Here is a 17,467-nt window from a genome sequence, read left to right as displayed (position 1 = left end):
CTATGGAATTCGGGCGACCCGGGTCGCAAAGCCCCAATAGCTAAGCGTGAACCGGAACCTTCGTAATTCTAGTCACCACCCTCGACGCGCTTATAATCCGCATAAAAATGGAGCGCATGAAAAATTCAAACGCTCCAAATTTAAATAAATTATTTATTATTGCGACGCTTGCGATGGTGTTTGCCAGTCTTTACAACCGCGAGACCAATTGCTGCGATTGCTGCCGACAAAATACCAGCGGATGCAGAAGAAACCGTATTGCTACCAGTTTTAGCTAATTCCGGCTTTGCTTCAGCAGTTTCTTTTACATCCTTTTCTTGCTTCTTTTCATTCTCAATAGTTACGTCATATGAAGTATAAGAATCAAGAGAAGGAATAGCTTGTTCAGGCGTTGGAGCAGGTTTACTCTCAGAAATCACATCAATTTCAACAGTAATTTCCGCTTCGCGACCATACTTGTCGGTAGTAGTAAACGTTAGCTCAACTTTCGGCTTGCCGTCAACAATCTTAGGCGTGCCAGAAATCTTGCATTCAGTACCAGCGCAATTTGCGTTAATGCCGTTTACAGAAGTTAAGCCTTGAGCAACTAACTCGTTAATAGTTACTTTCTTGCCGTCTACTGTAACCGTTGTGTTATTAACATCTCCTTCAGTCATGTTTTGCAATCTGAAGTTCGTTAAAACACCCTCGCGAGCAGAACCACTAAACTTAAACTTCATAGGAGCCATCTTCTCGAAGTTTGCAGTAATAATGGTTTCGCTTTCTGGGAATACCATTGCAATATCGGCGTCAGTAATACCAGCTTGCACAAGTAAATTCTTCAAAGCTTCAATAGTTGAGTGTTGTGAATTACGAATTATTTTTGCCGTATATGACTTTCCTAATGTTTCAGCAACAATAGCCAATCTATTACGACTTGCTTCATAACTCATATTCTCGTTATTTATAGCTTCAGCAAGAATATTCTTTATAGCCGCAAATGTAGAATTCTTAGATTTGCGGATTACATTAGCTGTAAACGACATGCCATAGCGTTCAGCAATCTTAGCTAATGTTTCACGCTCAATATCAGTTGATTTGTGGTTATCAGCACTGTTATAGATGGTATCAATATGTTTAGAGTAAGATACTTCATCCCAATTCTTGAATATGTAACCTTTGTTAGCAAGAACGTCTGGAATATAATTCTTTATTTCAGACATTCTATCTTTACGCACCCAGTATGTATGCATTGGTGACTGCATAGTTCCGCCATTGCCAGCTACATACGTTACCTTTGTGTAGTTTTCTAAAATGAACTTTCCTGCTTGGCTGCCAGCTGAAGGCAAATCTCGCTCTGCAATCACATTCGGAAGCACTTGAATAGGTACATTTTCATAACGTACTATCTTTGCATCCTTCTTATTTGGATCAGATGTTTCAACCTTCACTCTAACGGTAGTAATTCCAGGCTTCGCAATTCGAACAGAATTGGCACCGGAAGAATAAACTACACCAGCACCGTGCATGCCCGCAATCTCTAGGTTATTAGGATCAACACCAGACACAAGCTCATCAGGAGCAGGAACTTCATCTCCAACACTCTTAACAAACTGAGATACATTCACAGGCATATCAGCAATCTGATTTGCAACATATACGCGAATTTGTCTATTCTTATTTGTGTCAGTTGACGGAACAGGCTTGTTGCCTGCATCATAAACTTCCCACTTGCTAAAGCCCTTAAGCTGTTGCTTTAACTCATTAGTTTTATTATTAACGTCATTTTCATATGTAGTACTATCGGACTTAAAGTAGATAACTTTCGGTTTGTATGAGCCATCATCCCACTTCCTTCCGAAAGCTGGTAAGAACACATACGGCACGTAGTTATCTGGAATTTTCTCATTACTCTTCGCGTCGATGATGTTCATCACCTTTTCATACACTGCTTGGTATGTAGTATTTTCAGAGTACTTTAATTTACGAATCTCATCATTCGTTAACAACTTTTCACCATTCGCGTTTTGCACATCAACGCTAGTTGCAGATGCTGGTTCACTTACCATCAAAGTAGTGACAGGAATTTCAGGTTGATTTGCTGAGCCTCTTCTTACACTCGAACGAGCATTAGAATTATCATTATCAACAAAATTCTCAAGCTTCCTCCAGCCTTTGAACACGTAATGGTATCCATCAGCGTCATAATTCTTGCCAACAGCTTGCGGAGCTTTTACGCCCGTAACATCGTCTTTAAGAACGTAGTACAGCTTAGTAGTATCTTTATCAAGGCTGCCCTGATCTTTATGATCAACTTGATTGGCATTTATAAAGTTGACCTTAACATACTTATCCTTATTGAGAACAAGATCACGCTCTGCAGCAACACCAGTAAGAGGATTAGTATCGCCAGGCTGATGTGAAGGCTGAGTACTATCTGGTTTCGGTAGGCTCTTATCGTACATCAACTGGTAAAGCACCTTTAAGCGTCCTACAAGTCTATAAGTCTTGTAATCTGCTGCATCCTTATACTTAACTGTAACTTTCAAAGGAACAGTGTACAAAGCAGGCTTCTTAAGCATCTTCTGCTTTAACTTATTTTGTTCAGCTTCAGTTGGCAAATCATATTCGACTTTTATGTCTTCTATGCCATTATTCACAGCAGCATCTGCTTTGAGCTGAGACATATTAGTTATAAAATCGGTTAACTTTGGAAGCGTGTCAGGCTTATCTTGCACAGCGACCAAGTAATCAGTCTGCACTGTTGGCTCTGTCCAAGGGGTTTGATCTGCCACGAACTCTTGGAATGGTTTATCAACTTTCCAATTCGAAACATCATCTATAGGCGTTACTTCTTCTTTGCCATTAATCATGCTGCTTCGATTCCAAGTTCCCTTAGCATTGGTTAGGTTCTCTTGAAGCCTTGTCAACGCACTAGTCTGGTCGCTAGCACTGTAAGGAATTTGCGAAAGATCAGTACCCTTCTTTACGTAGAACACCTTAGGGCCGTCTGTGCCGTCCTTCCACTTTCGTCCTGGAGCAGGCTTGAAGATTGCAACTACAGAATCTTCTGGAACTGTTCCATTGTCGGACGAGCTGGAGAAGTAGTCGATTCGCTTGTAAATAGCGTGGTAAGTTACGCCGTCTTGCAAATTTACTTTCTTGTAGCGGTCGCTTGAATTTATGTCAAACGTCTGCTCTTGTTTTGGATTTTCAGCAGTTGGCTTTACAACATTAGTCGCCCAACCCTTAAACACGTAGTGGTAATGCTGGTCGCTGTAATCATTGCCGAAAGCTTGCGGCACGCGGATTCTAACTTCCTTGCCCTTATAAACGTACGCAGTAAGCGTAGTTTTTTCACCAGCAGGATGATTGGCATTATCTCCATCGTGACCAATAATAGTGCCTTCATCATTCTTGCCGGTGAAAGTAATCGGCGCATACTCGTCAATATGCGCTTTGCCGTAGTCAGTAGCTTTAAACTTATCCCACTCGCTTGCGTACACCAAATCCGGCAGCACGCGGTACAGCACTTCAGCTTCAGCAATGTTATTGCCAAGATGCACTTGCACTTTAATCTTGTGTAATCCTGGAGTGTTGTCAAACTTTTCGCCAGGCGCAAAGCTGAACGTAGCACCATCTGGATAATCACTAGCATTCGTTATAAGCTTCTTAGCATCATCACTACTTCCAGTACTAATCTTCTCAATTGGCTTAAGCACTTGCGGAGCTGCAGCAACAGGAGCTTTAAGCTTGAAGTGAGCAATGTAAATTACTTCAGGATTGTTCTGCTCTTCGGAGCGAATCGGCAAGCGATTCACACCATCGGAATACTGAAGCGTATGCGAGCCAACTTCAGACGAACCGACTTTTGAAGTCCAACCAACAAACTCAAATCCAGGCTTTGCTTTTACTGTTGGAAGTGGCATTTGATAAGCTTTTGTGCCCTTAATTGCGTCGTACACAAGAGCAGAGTCGTCAGCTACATCCTTGTTCTGCCAGTCAACAACGCTGCCCATAGAGTCTTGACCATCAGCCACTTTGAACACGTAGCGCGTGTAGTGATCTGGACGAGCTTGCTTATCGTCATTGCGTTTAAGCACGCGAACGTCTTTATATTTGAAGATGAATGTATCTTCTCTAGTCTGCTTACCTTCGCTATCAGTAGTATAAGTAATATTCTGCTGTGTGCTTTCCGGCACAAAGCCTTCAATCGGCTTGTAGAATACTACGTCGTACTTTCTGTTTACAGAGCTGACTTCGCTTTCTGGAAGAAGCTCCTTACCGTTTTGATCAATATACTTTACCTTATACTTGCGCGTATTGTACGTTTGGTAAATAAACTCGCCAGTATTCTGCTTCTCATCACTCGAAGCTTCAAAGCTCGTGAACTGCTTATCTGGGAAGTGCGTTTCGTCGCTGTAGACTGCTTCCGCATTGTAGCGCAAATGCTCGCGCAAGCCGGAAACCGTTTGAGTAGAAACGTGATCCACCATCGCGGCTTTTTCTGCGTCTGAAAGACCCTCTTTCTTATAGTCAGCAAACGTTACGCCTGGCTTTAAGAATATGTGCTTAAAAGTACCGTTGTAGCGAGTATCCTTAACCCACACTGCATCAAGCTTTATATCTTCTACTACTTTATTGCCAAAAGCGTACGGCAAAGTCGTGCCGTTCTTTTTAATCTCCCAGCCGTAGAAGTCGTAGCCTTTGCGCGTTGGGGTGCTTATCTTCTTTTCGTCAATAACATGGTAGCGAGGGAACTTCTTTTCCGTAACTACGTCGGAGCCACTTATTTCATTGCCGTTGTCGTCGGTTTTCGGCATATGGTAGTCAAACGTTACAGTGTGCTGAATATCAGTTGGAAGACCCCACGCAGCGTAAAGCTTAATGCCGTTGACTGGCATTGTAATATCTTTGTTTTCGCCATTTATAAACTGAGTACCAGCCTGATCAACAGCCCAGCCTTTAAACACATAGTCTTCTGGCAAATCAGCAGGGCGAACGATGGAGTAAGTCTTGTTATTAAGCGTGAAAGTGTACTTGCCGTCGAACTGCTTAGACGTATTACCGGCATCGTCTTTAGTTACAGAAGCATCATAAGATGTATCGTTTCCGTATAGCTCTTTGTCTTCGCCCGTCAAATCTTTTTTGCCGCGCTTAGTCAAACTATACTCGAACGGCAGGCTCTCTGTAGCAGCGCTACCGTTTGTAGCTATAGCCTTGCCATCCGCATTATAAAACTGCACATCGTACGACTTGCGGTTGTACCTAAATTCAAGTAGTTTGTTAGTTTCAAATTCAGTTGCATCACCAGAATAATCTTCTTGTTCATCTACTGGAACGCCCCTATACTTTCGAAATGCTAAATGATACTTTTTAGCAAAAGCATTCTTCTCATCATCACTTAAATCATCCCAATTCCCATGACCATGAGATTCGTTATACCACTCTTCCCGATTATCTTCAAAGTCGAATGGATCTAACGAATCACCAACATTTTTCTTATCATAACCATCAGCAGGATTAAAACCTGCAATAGATGGAGCTGTATATAAATAACCCGAATTGTCAGTATCATCTTTGCTATATGAATCAGTTGAAAGCTCATAATCATTGTCGTCTATATCATCGCCACCGTTTTTAGCAGACGCAATACTTTGCTTCCTAATAATCACCTGTATAGGCGCACTTTTACTACTGATATCAGCCGTAAGCAGACGCTGATTATCTTTTAGCTCGTATTGCTGTGCACTAGGATTCGAAGGGTCATCACTAATTTTAGGCGCTTGATTATTACCTTGTACACGGAATTTAGGATCAGCAAATTCTTTTATAGTAAAACGATACGGAGGAGTGTCACGATAATTCACTTCACCTGCATATCCAAGCTGCCATCCTAAAGAGCCTATATTTTCTTCATTAAAATCTAATTCATTTATATCAGGCCAAATATCAGTAAGCTTTTGACCGTAACGAACTTTTACGCGGTAGCCCTTATGGTCAATTTTGTTGCCATCGTTATCTTCATTTTCGCTATCATACTTCGTTGAGCAATTGCCACCATCAGCATAGCAATAAATAGTTGTTTTGCCGCTTTCGTCTTTTCTTTTTATAGCAGCATTGTTACCCCTATCTACGCCAGTAGGCTTAGCAAAAATAAGCTCGTAAGTCTTGCGGTCGTAAACTAAGTTAAGAGTGTTGTTTAAGTCGTTCGCGCAAAGCTGCGATTTACTACGTTTGCCTAAATCTGGGTGACCCGGCACAAAATCATATTGCTCAGTGTTAAGCTTTTTAGTAAGCTCCTTATTCACATGGAAGTAGCGTGTGAATATATCCTTGCCTTTGTTTGAAGCGTCACCAGGATTCGCGGTATCATACCCGTCTAAGCTTGTTACAGGCGTATCGTTCATCCAGTTGAACTTTGAAATTAAGCCGTCTTTGTAACTCTTATCCTTCGTGCCTTGCAACTCTTCTTTCGTTAAGCCAAGCTCTGGGTTTTCTACATAATTATCTTCGTTTTTACCATTAAGCTTACTAGTATCATTAGCAACGCCGGCATCATTCATCTTATTAAGCGCAACGTCACTCTCTGTCTTCACGTTCTTGCGCTCAACAAGACCAACAAAGTCGTAGTTTGCAAGCGAATCCGGATGCTCTTTGTCAACCAAATCCGCTTTTTGCACCCACACGTTCACGCGGTAGCTAGTAGTATTGTTCGCTTCCCAATTAGCGCGGAATTGCACATTGTGATCCGGCATCTTGTAGTCATCAAGAGAAACAATAGTATTCTCAGCATAAAGCGGATCACTCTCTTTGCTAGGATCTACTAAAGACCATCCTTTAAAAGTGTAACCTCGCCTAGTTGGTTTCGTAACTTGTGGCACATCTTGCTGGTAATACACTTTTTGAGCAGTAACATCCGTGCCGCCAGCAGAATCGTAAGTAACTTCATACGCCTTACGGTAGTAGCGAAGGTTCAAAACTAGCTTATCTTTTTCATCTTCAGAATCCGAAAGCGGCGAGCTAATAAGATTATGCTCCGGCTCGTAGCCTGGAATGTACAGAGCTACAGCACTCACATCTGAACCAACAGTGCCAGTAACTTCAGTGACGTGGATACGTTCTTTTTTGCCATCTTTGTAAGTTACTTCAATAGTCTTGCCAACGCCAAGATTTGGAGCATCGTGAAACTCATCCTTATGATCGAGATCCTGCACCAAGTGACGCACATAGTACTTAGCTGTTTTAGGAGCGTAGTTGATATTCAACTCGCCGTAGTACTGAATACCGTCGTCCGAACCTGACTGCGTAGACGATGGATTCTGCGAAGATTGAGCACTGTTGTTGCTTTCAACAGCCTGCCTTTTCTTTACAGCGTAATCAGTAATCAGCTTCTTGCTTAAACGCAAGTAACGCTTAGCATCCGCATCCGTACCGTCGTCAATAACAAACTTGTCTTCGCTGTTTTTAATGTAGTACTGGTAATCACCGGAGTGATATACGGACGGACGGTATCCAGCAGCCTTTGGAAGCTCAATGTATTCGTACTTGCCATCTTTGCCTAGATTATCGAAGTCTTCTTGATCAATTGTAAGCTCATACGGCTGCACAAGCTGCTTATTCGCAGCACCACCAATCGTATAGCGAATTTTCAAATTGTAAGTGGCTTTTGGCTTTTTGTCGGTTTGTACCTGTTCGTTGGCTTGCTCTGTGTTTTCAGCAGTTGGATGCTGCTCATTCGGCTTAATTACCTGGCTGTTTGGATCAGTTGCTGCGTTATTAGTTGTTGTGCCAGCGTTCGATGTAGAAGCAGGTGAAGGATGCTCATTGTTCGAAGCAGGCGTAGTGCTTTTCTCTTCGCCTGAGACGTTTGCATTTGCACCTTGTGCAGTTGTATTTTCTGTACTTGGTTTCGCTGTAGTTCCAGCACCAGCGTTAGACGCTGTACCTGTTGAAGGTGCAGGAGCAGACGGTGCAGTCGTATTATCTACAGTGTTCGCAGTCGGAGCTGCAGACGCATTATTTGCAGACGGTGCAGTCGAGGTTGCAGGCGCACTTGTTGTAGTAGTTACACTATTCCCGTCGGAAGCACCATCGCCGCTCTCAACAGACCTACGAACACGCACTCTTGGCGTATTTGCATCGCTTGCCGCATTCGTATTTTCTGCGTGAGTGCTTGAAGGTTGTTCGCTTGTATTCTGCTCGTTTGCAGGCTTTGCGCTTTCAGTATTTACAGGCTGCGTATTTGCTGGTTGTGCAGGCTGCTTATTTTCACCTGGCTTAACCTCAGCAGGCTTAACGTCACCAGCATTTTCTTCCGGTTGCTTTGCTTCCGGCTGCTTTGTTTCTGCAGGTTGCTTTGCATCTTGTTTTGCAGTTGACGTTGATTCTGGCTTTGCAGTCGGCTTCAAAGTTGGAGTCGACTCTGGCTTTACTGCTGGATGAACTGGCTGCACTGGCGCAGGCGCACTTACTGCATAAGAATGTCCGAAATTAACCTGTTCTGAAGAACTACCTAACTGCGAGTCAATTCCATCACGCTGTTGCACTTCGTGTTGTTGCGATTCGCGCTGCTTTGCTTCACTCTTATTTATTTCACGCTGCTCAATCTCACGCTGTTGTGCTTCACGCAACTTTTGCATTCGTGCATCATGGCGCGCAAGCTCTACAAACTTTTGAATTTGTGCACCCTTATTGAGTACGCCAGCACCCCACCGCTGCATATTCAATTCATCTACATCAGGCTTTACCTTTGCCCATTTTTGCGTCGTATTAGACGCATCGATAATATCTTTTTGAGTAGGCTGAAGCGCGGAAGCCACAACAGATGGAAGCATCATTGCCAAAGTTGAAGCAACAGCAACTCCAGCAACTCCCTTACGCAAAGCACGAGAACGCTTCACTGCATGAGCCTTACGAAGTGTTCTTCTTGGTGCCATATCACCATATAAATCTTTACGCTCTGCCATTATTTCTCCTCACTCCAACCATTTTCAAGTAAATCGCGCATACTTATAAATCTTCATATATATTATATATGAATACAGTATACGGGCATAAAATAAACATTTGTTATAATCTTTTATTCGTTACAAATCAACTACAACTCATATTTACACTTGGCAAATAAAATCACCTAACTAATAATATACTAATCAATACCCCCCCCCCAAAAAAAATCATCCAAACGACTATGCCGTGAGGAATAAGCTCAGTGAGGGCGCCCATATCATCATGCGTTAGACGAACTGCTATTCCGTGAGAAATAAGCGCTCAAGCAATTCGTCGCATTAAAATATGATACAATATAAAAACGTGTGCTCTAGCGCAACGATTGTTTGAAAAATCAAAAGGGGTCGATCGGTTTCGACGGCGATCTGTTCGCCGCGGGGAAGCGTGCCGAGAATGCGAAAGTCCACTCGTAAACGTCCTTTCGCAAAAGAATAAGTGCTAAATCTAATCGCACTGAGTTCGCTCTCGCTGCCTGAGCTTCGCGCCAGGATTAACCAGTGAGCAGCTGCTCCGTTCACCCACTCACGTCTTCGGGGTGGTGCTGAACGTCATGAGAAGACTTGCTTGAATTGCTGGGCTGCAGGGCAATTCAGGGACTTTTACTGTAGATATGCTCGCCATGAATTGTCTGCGATAACATGGGGGCAGAAAAACTGCCGCACGGCCAGCAGACTACGCACGTAGAAGACCGAGGGTACGGTCACCGGACCGGGGTTCAATTCCCCGCGACTCCACAAACGCAATAACGCCACTGCTCACACAGTGGCGTTTTTTGTAGCAAAACCCAATGTTTCCAAGATTTAAGTTAAGCTTCGAAAGCATCTCCGAGATGGTGCTGAGTAGCGTGCTCAGTAGCATCAGAACTATTGCAATCAAACTCCCCCGCATCCGCAGCATCAACAATCGCGAGCGCAGCTTCCGCAAGATCCGGTCGCAACGCGTCCAACCAGTGGATGCGAGCATCCCTACCAAACCAACCCATTTGTTTGCGTGCAAGTCGTCGAGTTTTTTGTGCAATATCCGCAAAAGCCTCATCCTCGCTCCACACGCCATCCAAATAATCCATGATCTGCTGGTAGCCAAGAGCACGAGCTGCAGTCACACCCAATCGCCCTCGAATCGCGCGCACCTCATCCACAAAACCCTGCTCACGCATAATTTGCGTACGTAAATCCACGCGCTTATCTAAATCTTCACGACGCAAATCTAAGCCAATTTGCACGCAATCAATCACATACTTATACTTCGGAAGCGTTGCGGAATAAGGCTTTCCCGTAAGCTCAATCACTTCAAGCGCGCGAATTGTACGTCGCGGATTGCGCGCATCCATATGAGCCGCAGCAACCGGATCCTTTTGTTGCAACTCATCAAACAGCGCACTCGCTCCCTCTTTGCGCTCGCGCTCCTCCCAAGCTGCACGAATAGACTCATCCGTGCCTGGAAATGTAATATCATCCACAGCAGCACGAGCATACAATCCCGATCCTCCAACTAAAATCGGCCTCACACCACGCGATTGCAACTCACTAATACACTGCCTGGCCAAAACTTGAAATCGCGCAACCGTCATCATTTCTTCAGGATCAATTATGTCAAGCAAATGGTGCGGTACTTCCGCCTGCTCCTGCGCACTCGCCTTAGCCGTGCCAATATCCATATAACGATACATTTGATACGCGTCTGCGTTGATGATTTCCGCACGAATCCCACGCTCAGCTAATTTTTTCGCAAGCGCAATACCAAGACTAGTTTTGCCTGAAGCCGTAGGACCAACTATTGAAATTACTTTAGGAATATTATCCTGCTTATTTTCAGACAAAATACACTCCTCGTCAAAATACTTTGCTAGATTTTGCTTGCGCTCAATTACCTAAGATATTTATATCACGCTTTGCAAAGAATATTACATTTACATACGCACTCCCAGACGTTTAGCAGTTTTTATAGTATTATTAAAAGACGTGATACTTGATCGTCATAACCGCGTAAACGCAGCAGAACTCTATGCGCGTCTTCATAGCAACGAAGCAGCTAATGAAAGCAGCAACGTTAGCAGCAATGTTGACAATACAAAAAACCAACAAAATTGCTCCCAATGCGGCAAAACTAATTCGCTTATGCTTCCTGAAGACCAAATCGACGAATTTGTAAACATGATGCAAATTTACGAAGGAGCAATGTACGAAATAAGTACAAAGCTCGAGATTCTAGATAGCGAATTTCAGGTGCGGTTCTCTCACGACCCAATTCATCACATGGAGCGTCGTCTTAAATCAGTGCACTCAATTTTTGAGAAACTGCAAAGGCGTCATCTAGATATTTCCACACGCTCTATACGCGATAATCTTTTCGACGTAGCTGGAATTCGCGTAATTTGCAACTACTGCGACGATGTGTATTCTGTAGCGCAATATCTTTCTAAACAAACAGACATTCAAGTATTGCAAGTTAAGGATTATATTAAGAATCCAAAATCTAATGGATACCGCAGTTTGCACGTAATTTATGCAGTTCCTGTGTTCTTGTCTTCTGGAGCACACTACACGCCAGTTGAGGTGCAATTCCGAACTATTGCTATGGATTATTGGGCTAGCTTGGAGCATGCTTTAAGATACAAAGCCGGTTTGCCGGATGCAAAGTTGGCTGAGCACTCTCAAACTTTGCTCGATTGCGCGCATAGCTTGCAAAATATTGAAACACAAATGCAAGGTATTCACCGCGATATTAATGGTGCTCCTCAAGTTGAAGAAGCACCTAATAGTAAGGCATAATATAAATACGAAGCGCAAGCTTATGCCATATTAGGCGTAATCTTATGCAAGATTAAAACCAGCTTATTGTACGAACGTATAAATTATGCTGTATTTTTTTAGCATTTTCCCAGATGCTTTAATTATAATTATGTGAGAACGTTGTCTTGACAGCGTTTTATTTCATAGCTGTTAAGGAGAAATAATGACAAACTTTACTCAAGATTATTACAGAAGCGGTGCTCCTGAAGTTATTGACACTCAGGCAACATATGCTTTTGAAGAAGCAAAAAGAGTTTCAGTAGGACGCACTTATGGCGAAATGACGCTTGGATTGATTGTTACAACTCTTGTGGCACTGTTCACTCAGAGCGGTAATTTCTGGCTTAGATTTATGTTTGCAACCCGCGGATGGGGTTGGATAATGTTGGCAATTGCTCAGGTTGTGATAGCAGTTGTTCTTGGAACACGCTTAATGAAAATGAGTGAGACAACAGTACGAGTTTTGTTCTATGCTTATGCTGCTTTAACAGGATTTACTTTAAGCTCAGTCTTTCAAGTATTTAGCCTTGGATCTGTGGCATTAGTATTTGCTTTAACTGCAGGATTCTTCCTGTGCTTGACAATGCTTGCACTTACTACAAAAAAGGATTTGCTTAAAGCTGGTCCAATTTTAATGGTTGCATTACTTGTATTCGTTGTTGCGCAAATTATTATTTCGTTTATTGGGCAAGATACTGGAACAATGCGTCTTATGGCTGGAATTGGCATCGTTATTTTTGCAGGTTTAACAGCTTACGATGCTCAGCAAACTCGCGCATTACTTGCACAATATGAAAATCAGCCTGAAATGGTTAAGAAAGTATCTATTTTCTGCGCATTCCAACTGTTCTTGGACTTCATTAACATGTTCATCTACTTGCTAGAGTTGCTTGGAGATAATAGAGATTAGCAATACTAAACTAACATACGTGTGTTAGTTGCTTAGCTATTTAACCCTGCCAGATTAGTATTTGGCAGGGTTTTATTATGCTCTCTGTACTCCAAACGCGAATGCGTTAACAGTGCCGAGCGTTACTAACACCCATCTCTCACACACTTCTCAAATCACCTACCAGAGACAGACACTAACGCAGTACGCAATCTGCACCAGTGTCCCAAAACAAGCAAAATGAGACACTGACGCAGAACACAAACTGCACCAGTGTCCTAAAACAAGCAAAATGAGACACTAACACAGAACACAAACTGCACCAGTAACGAAAAAACAGTGGCGCTCACGTGGGTAACGCGCTCGCTTACGAAACTCGCGTTGGAAGTCCCCAGGACTTCCAACCTAAGCGAGTTTCCGCTCCGAGTTGCTTTCGCGCGCTAAATCGCAGCTCTCAAGCAGGTCGTCACGCCAACGTGAGCATCAAATCCCACGATTGGAGCTCCAAACCCACCAAAACACTCCAAACAAGAGAACACTACCCCACTAATCTGCCCTGCCTTCGTCTTTATTGACGAAGGCAGACCTCGCTTGCGTTGAAAGCACACCGTGCTTTCAACTCTAAGCAAGCTCGGCGCTCCGAATTGCTTTCGCGCGCTAAATCGCAGCGCTCAAGCAGGTCGTCGCGCTGATAAAACAAGCGCATACAACAAAAGACCCCACGAGTTTCCTCGCGGGGTCTTTATTAAGCCTTAGCTAATATTTTTCAGTTAGAAAAAATACTAGGCAAGAATCTTGGTCACACGACCGGAACCAACGGTACGGCCACCTTCACGAACTGCGAAGGTCAAGCCCTCTTCCATTGCGATTGCCTGAATCAACTCAACAGTGAAGGTTGCATGATCGCCTGGCTGAACCATCTCAACACCGTCTGGCAAGGTGATAACGCCGGTGACGTCGGTGGTGCGGAAGTAGAACTGTGGACGGTAGTTGGAGAAGAACGGCGAGTGACGGCCACCTTCGTCCTTGGTCAAGACGTAAACTTCGCCTTCGAACTTGGTGTGTGGGGTCACAGAACCTGGAGCAGCCACAACCTGACCACGCTCAACATCGGTACGGTTGATACCACGGAGAAGAAGACCAGTGTTATCGCCAGCCTCGGCCTCATCCATCTGCTTGTGGAAGGTCTCGATGGAGGTAACGGTGGTGGTCTGAGTTGGACGCAAACCAACGATCTCAACTGGGGTGTTGATTGGGAGCTTACCACGCTCAACACGACCGGTGACAACGGTACCACGACCGGAGATGGTGAACACATCTTCGATTGGCATCAAGAATGGCTTGTCAAGATCGTGAGTTGGGGTTGGGATGTACTCGTCAACAGCCTTCATGAGCTCCTTGACGGTCTCTACCCACTTCTCGTGATCTGGAGCGTCATCATGCAAAGCACCGTAAGCAGAGGTGCGGATGACTGGGCAGTCGCGATCGAAGCCGTTTTCTTCGAGGAGGTCACGAACCTCTTCTTCGACGAGGTCGATAAGTTCTGGATCATCAACCATATCGCACTTGTTCAAAGCAACGAGAATCTTCGGGACACCGACCTGCTTAGCGAGCAAAACGTGCTCACGGGTCTGAGCCATAGGACCATCGGTAGCAGCAACCACGAGGATTGCGCCATCCATCTGAGCAGCACCGGTGATCATGTTCTTCACGTAATCAGCGTGGCCTGGAGCGTCCACGTGAGCGTAGTGACGCTCAGCGGTCTGATACTCGATGTGTGCGATGTTAATGGTAATGCCGCGTTCCTTCTCTTCTGGAGCGGCATCAATCTGATCGAAGTCATACTGAGGGTTCAGATCTGGATACTCGCCATGCAGCACCTTAGAAATAGCCGCGGTCAAGGTAGTCTTACCGTGATCAACGTGACCAATGGTACCAATGTTAACATGCGGCTTAGTACGCTCGTACTTTTCCTTTGCCATGTGTTTGTCCTCCTGGACGTCTCGTAGTTTGCCTCACACATTTGTGAGAGGTCTTTCGCTACATATTACTGGGTTTCTGGGTTAGGTGCCACTTCGGTGCCAGAACCCAGTCAACGTAGGAAATTCTAGCGTTGACCGGGGACAGAAAACACCGAAGTAGCGTGCGCTTTATTCGCCGCGCTGAGCCTTAATAATCTCGTCCGAAACGGCCTTCGGGACCTCCGCGTAAGAGTCCATCTGCATGGTGAACATTGCGCGGCCCTGAGTCTTGGAACGAAGATCGCCAATGTAGCCGAACATTTCGCTCAGCGGCACCTTGGCGTCGATAACTTTCACGCCAGTGGCATCAGTCATAGACTGGATGTTACCGCGACGAGAGTTCAAATCGCCCATGACGTCGCCCATGTACTCTTCTGGAGTACGGACTTCGACAGCCATAATTGGTTCGAGAATTACCGGATTAGCCTTAGGAGCAGCTTCCTTGAAGCACATGGAACCTGCGATCTTGAAGGCCATTTCCGAAGAATCGACATCGTGAGTCTGACCGTCGGTGACGGTTGCCTTTACACCCACAACTGGGAAGCCAGCCAAAACGCCGGATTCCATAGCTTCCTGCACGCCTGCATCGATTGAAGGAATGAATTCCTTGGTGATGTGACCGCCGGTAACTTCGTTGACAAACTGGTAGGTTTCGCCAGATTCTGTGTCGAGAGGTTCGAAGTTCATCAAAACCTTTGCAAACTGACCAGAACCACCGGTCTGCTTCTTGTGAGTGTATTCCTGGTTCATAACAGCCTTACGAATCGTCTCACGGTAAGCAACCTGTGGCTTACCAACATTCGCTTCGACCTTGAACTCACGACGCATACGATCAACGATAATGTCAAGCTGAAGCTCGCCCATACCGGAAATCAAAGTCTGACCAGATTCCTCATCGGTCTTAACCTGGAATGTAGGATCCTCGTCAGAAAGCTTAGCCAAAGCCAAGCTCATCTTTTCCTGATCAGCCTTCGTCTTTGGCTCCACAGCAACCTCAATAACAGGATCTGGGAATGTCATGGATTCCAAAGAAATTGGGTTCTTTTCGTCGCACAAAGTATCACCAGTGCTGACGTTCTTCAAACCAACGAAGGTGTAGATGTTACCAGCTTCAGCTGAATCTACAGGATTTTCCTTATCAGCATGCATCTGGAAAATCTTACCAACGCGTTCCTTCTTGGACTTCGTGGAATCGTACACGGAATCGCCTGGCTTTACTTCGCCAGAGTAAACGCGCACGAACACGAGCTTGCCATAGAATGGATGGGTTGAAATCTTGAATACCAATGCTGCGAATGGATCTGTATTAACTGGCTTACGGTCAATTTCAACAGATTCGTCGCCTGGCTTGAAGCCCTTAATAGATGGAACATCTTCTGGGCTTGGGAGGAAGTCGACAACAGCATCCAGCATTGGCTGAACACCCTTATCCTTGAATGCAGAACCGCAAGTTACTGGGAATGCCTTACGCTCAATGGTAAGCTTACGGATACCAGCGCGCATTTCTTCTTCAGTAAGTTCGCCAGTTTCGAGGTACTTCTCAACCAGCTCATCGTCAGCTTCAGCAACCTGATCCATAAGTTCAGCACGATACTGTTCTGCACGTTCCTGCAAATCTTCAGGAATGTCAACGGTGTCATAGTGAGCACCCATATCGTCCTTAACGTCATTCCAGACGTAAGCCTTCATACGAATCAAGTCAACAACGCCAACGAAGTCGTTTTCAGCACCGATTGGAAGCTGAATAACGAGTGGAGTTGCACCGAGCTTCTCCTTGATGGTCTTGACGGAATAGTAGAAATCAGCGCCAAGCTTATCCATCTTATTGATGAAGCAGATACGTGGGACGCTATACTTATCAGCCTGACGCCACACGGTTTCAGACTGAGGTTCCACACCTTCCTTACCATCGAAAACTGCTACAGCACCATCGAGCACGCGAAGGGAACGTTCCACCTCAGCGGTGAAGTCCACGTGACCTGGGGTATCGATGATGTTGATCTGATAGCGGTCATCAACGTCATGAGTTTGACGCTTCCAGAAGCAGGTAGTTGCAGCAGACTGAATAGTAATACCGCGCTCCTGCTCCTGAGCCATGAAGTCCATGGTAGAAGCACCATCATGAGTTTCACCGATTTTGTAGTTCTTACCAGTGTAGTAAAGAATACGTTCGGTGGTAGTAGTCTTACCAGCATCAATGTGCGCCATGATGCCGATATTACGAACCATATTCAGGTCGTTAAGCACATCTTGTGCCATATTCTTATCCTTAGCTCTTTAAGATACCGATTATCTTGTGGATTACCAGCGATAGTGAGCAAAAGCCTTGTTTGCTTCTGCCATCTTGTGGGTATCCTCGCGGCGCTTCACGGAAGCACCCAAGCCATTGGAGGCATCGAGAATTTCGTTGGCCAAGCGCTCAGCCATAGTCTTTTCACGACGAGCGCGTGAGAAGTCAGTAAGCCAGCGGAGGGAAAGAGTGTTTGCGCGAGCAGGCTTAACTTCGACTGGAACCTGATAAGTTGCACCACCAACGCGGCGAGAACGAACCTCAAGATTTGGACGAATGTTATCAAGAGCGCGCTTCAATACAGAAACTGGCTCCTGCTCGGTCTTTGCCTTCACCTGCTCAAGAGCGGTGTAGACGATGTTTTCTGCGATGGACTTCTTACCATCGAGAAGGATTTTGTTAATCAACTGAGCCACGACGGTCGAGCCGTAGATTGGATCAGGAAGCAGTTGATGCTTTTTTGCAGGTCCTTTACGTGACATGT

7 protein-coding genes and 1 other RNA gene are annotated in these 17,467 nt (G+C 44.9%); 3 read left to right on the top strand and 5 right to left on the bottom strand.

Annotated features, from left to right (window positions below; genetic code table 11):
- Positions 1–149: 149 nt before the first annotated feature.
- Entirely contained in the window at positions 150–8,948 is an 8,799-nt protein-coding gene (locus HXT40_RS01965) for an InlB B-repeat-containing protein (protein WP_410310322.1), read from the bottom strand.
- Between the two features lie 383 nt (positions 8,949–9,331).
- Between HXT40_RS01965 and ssrA the strand changes: the two genes are divergently transcribed.
- Positions 9,332–9,728: a transfer-messenger RNA gene (ssrA, locus tag HXT40_RS01960) on the top strand.
- A 68-nt stretch (positions 9,729–9,796) separates the two neighbouring features.
- Here the strand turns inward: ssrA and miaA are convergent.
- The gene (gene miaA / locus HXT40_RS01955; RefSeq protein WP_116994643.1) at positions 9,797–10,810 is read right to left on the bottom strand and encodes a tRNA (adenosine(37)-N6)-dimethylallyltransferase MiaA; all 1,014 of its coding nucleotides are present in this window, start codon (positions 10,808–10,810) and stop codon (positions 9,797–9,799) included.
- 142 nt (positions 10,811–10,952) lie between these two features.
- On the opposite strand from miaA, the gene HXT40_RS01950 reads away from it, so the two are divergent.
- Positions 10,953–11,762 (top strand): GTP pyrophosphokinase, encoded by an 810-nt coding sequence (locus HXT40_RS01950; protein ID WP_410310321.1) that lies wholly within the window; start codon positions 10,953–10,955, stop codon positions 11,760–11,762.
- A 184-nt stretch (positions 11,763–11,946) separates the two neighbouring features.
- Positions 11,947–12,693 (top strand): Bax inhibitor-1/YccA family protein, encoded by a 747-nt coding sequence (locus tag HXT40_RS01945; protein ID WP_004108493.1) that lies wholly within the window; start codon positions 11,947–11,949, stop codon positions 12,691–12,693.
- A gap of 761 nt (positions 12,694–13,454) precedes the next feature.
- Here HXT40_RS01945 and tuf read toward each other — a convergent pair.
- From tuf to rpsG, 3 genes are all read right to left on the bottom strand, one after another.
- Positions 13,455–14,654 carry an elongation factor Tu gene (gene tuf, locus HXT40_RS01940; protein ID WP_004118785.1) on the bottom strand — a complete coding sequence of 400 codons (1,200 nt, stop codon included), beginning with the start codon at positions 14,652–14,654 and terminating at the stop codon, positions 13,455–13,457.
- Between the two features lie 168 nt (positions 14,655–14,822).
- Positions 14,823–16,952 (bottom strand): elongation factor G, encoded by a 2,130-nt coding sequence (gene fusA, locus HXT40_RS01935; protein ID WP_004107409.1) that lies wholly within the window; start codon positions 16,950–16,952, stop codon positions 14,823–14,825.
- Between the two features lie 42 nt (positions 16,953–16,994).
- On the bottom strand, positions 16,995–17,465 hold the full coding sequence (gene rpsG, locus HXT40_RS01930; protein ID WP_012914396.1) for a 30S ribosomal protein S7: 471 nt from the start codon (positions 17,463–17,465) through the stop codon (positions 16,995–16,997).
- Positions 17,466–17,467: the final 2 nt, after the last annotated feature.

Origin of the sequence: Gardnerella sp. DNF01180P, from assembly GCF_049244205.1 — a bacterium.
Taxonomy (GTDB): Bacteria; Actinomycetota; Actinomycetes; order Actinomycetales; family Bifidobacteriaceae; genus Bifidobacterium; species Bifidobacterium swidsinskii.
This window is presented reverse-complemented; position numbering and strand designations above follow the sequence as displayed.

What these genes read in the sequence shown, in the direction of transcription:
- HXT40_RS01965 (WP_410310322.1), bottom strand. Translation starts at nt 8,948, where the DNA reads ATGGCAGAGCGTAAAGATTTATATGGTGATATGGCACCAAGAAGAACA.
- HXT40_RS01945 (WP_004108493.1), top strand. Translation starts at nt 11,947, where the DNA reads ATGACAAACTTTACTCAAGATTATTACAGAAGCGGTGCTCCTGAAGTT.
- tuf (WP_004118785.1), bottom strand. Translation starts at nt 14,654, where the DNA reads ATGGCAAAGGAAAAGTACGAGCGTACTAAGCCGCATGTTAACATTGGT.
- fusA (WP_004107409.1), bottom strand. Translation starts at nt 16,952, where the DNA reads ATGGCACAAGATGTGCTTAACGACCTGAATATGGTTCGTAATATCGGC.
- rpsG (WP_012914396.1), bottom strand. Translation starts at nt 17,465, where the DNA reads ATGTCACGTAAAGGACCTGCAAAAAAGCATCAACTGCTTCCTGATCCA.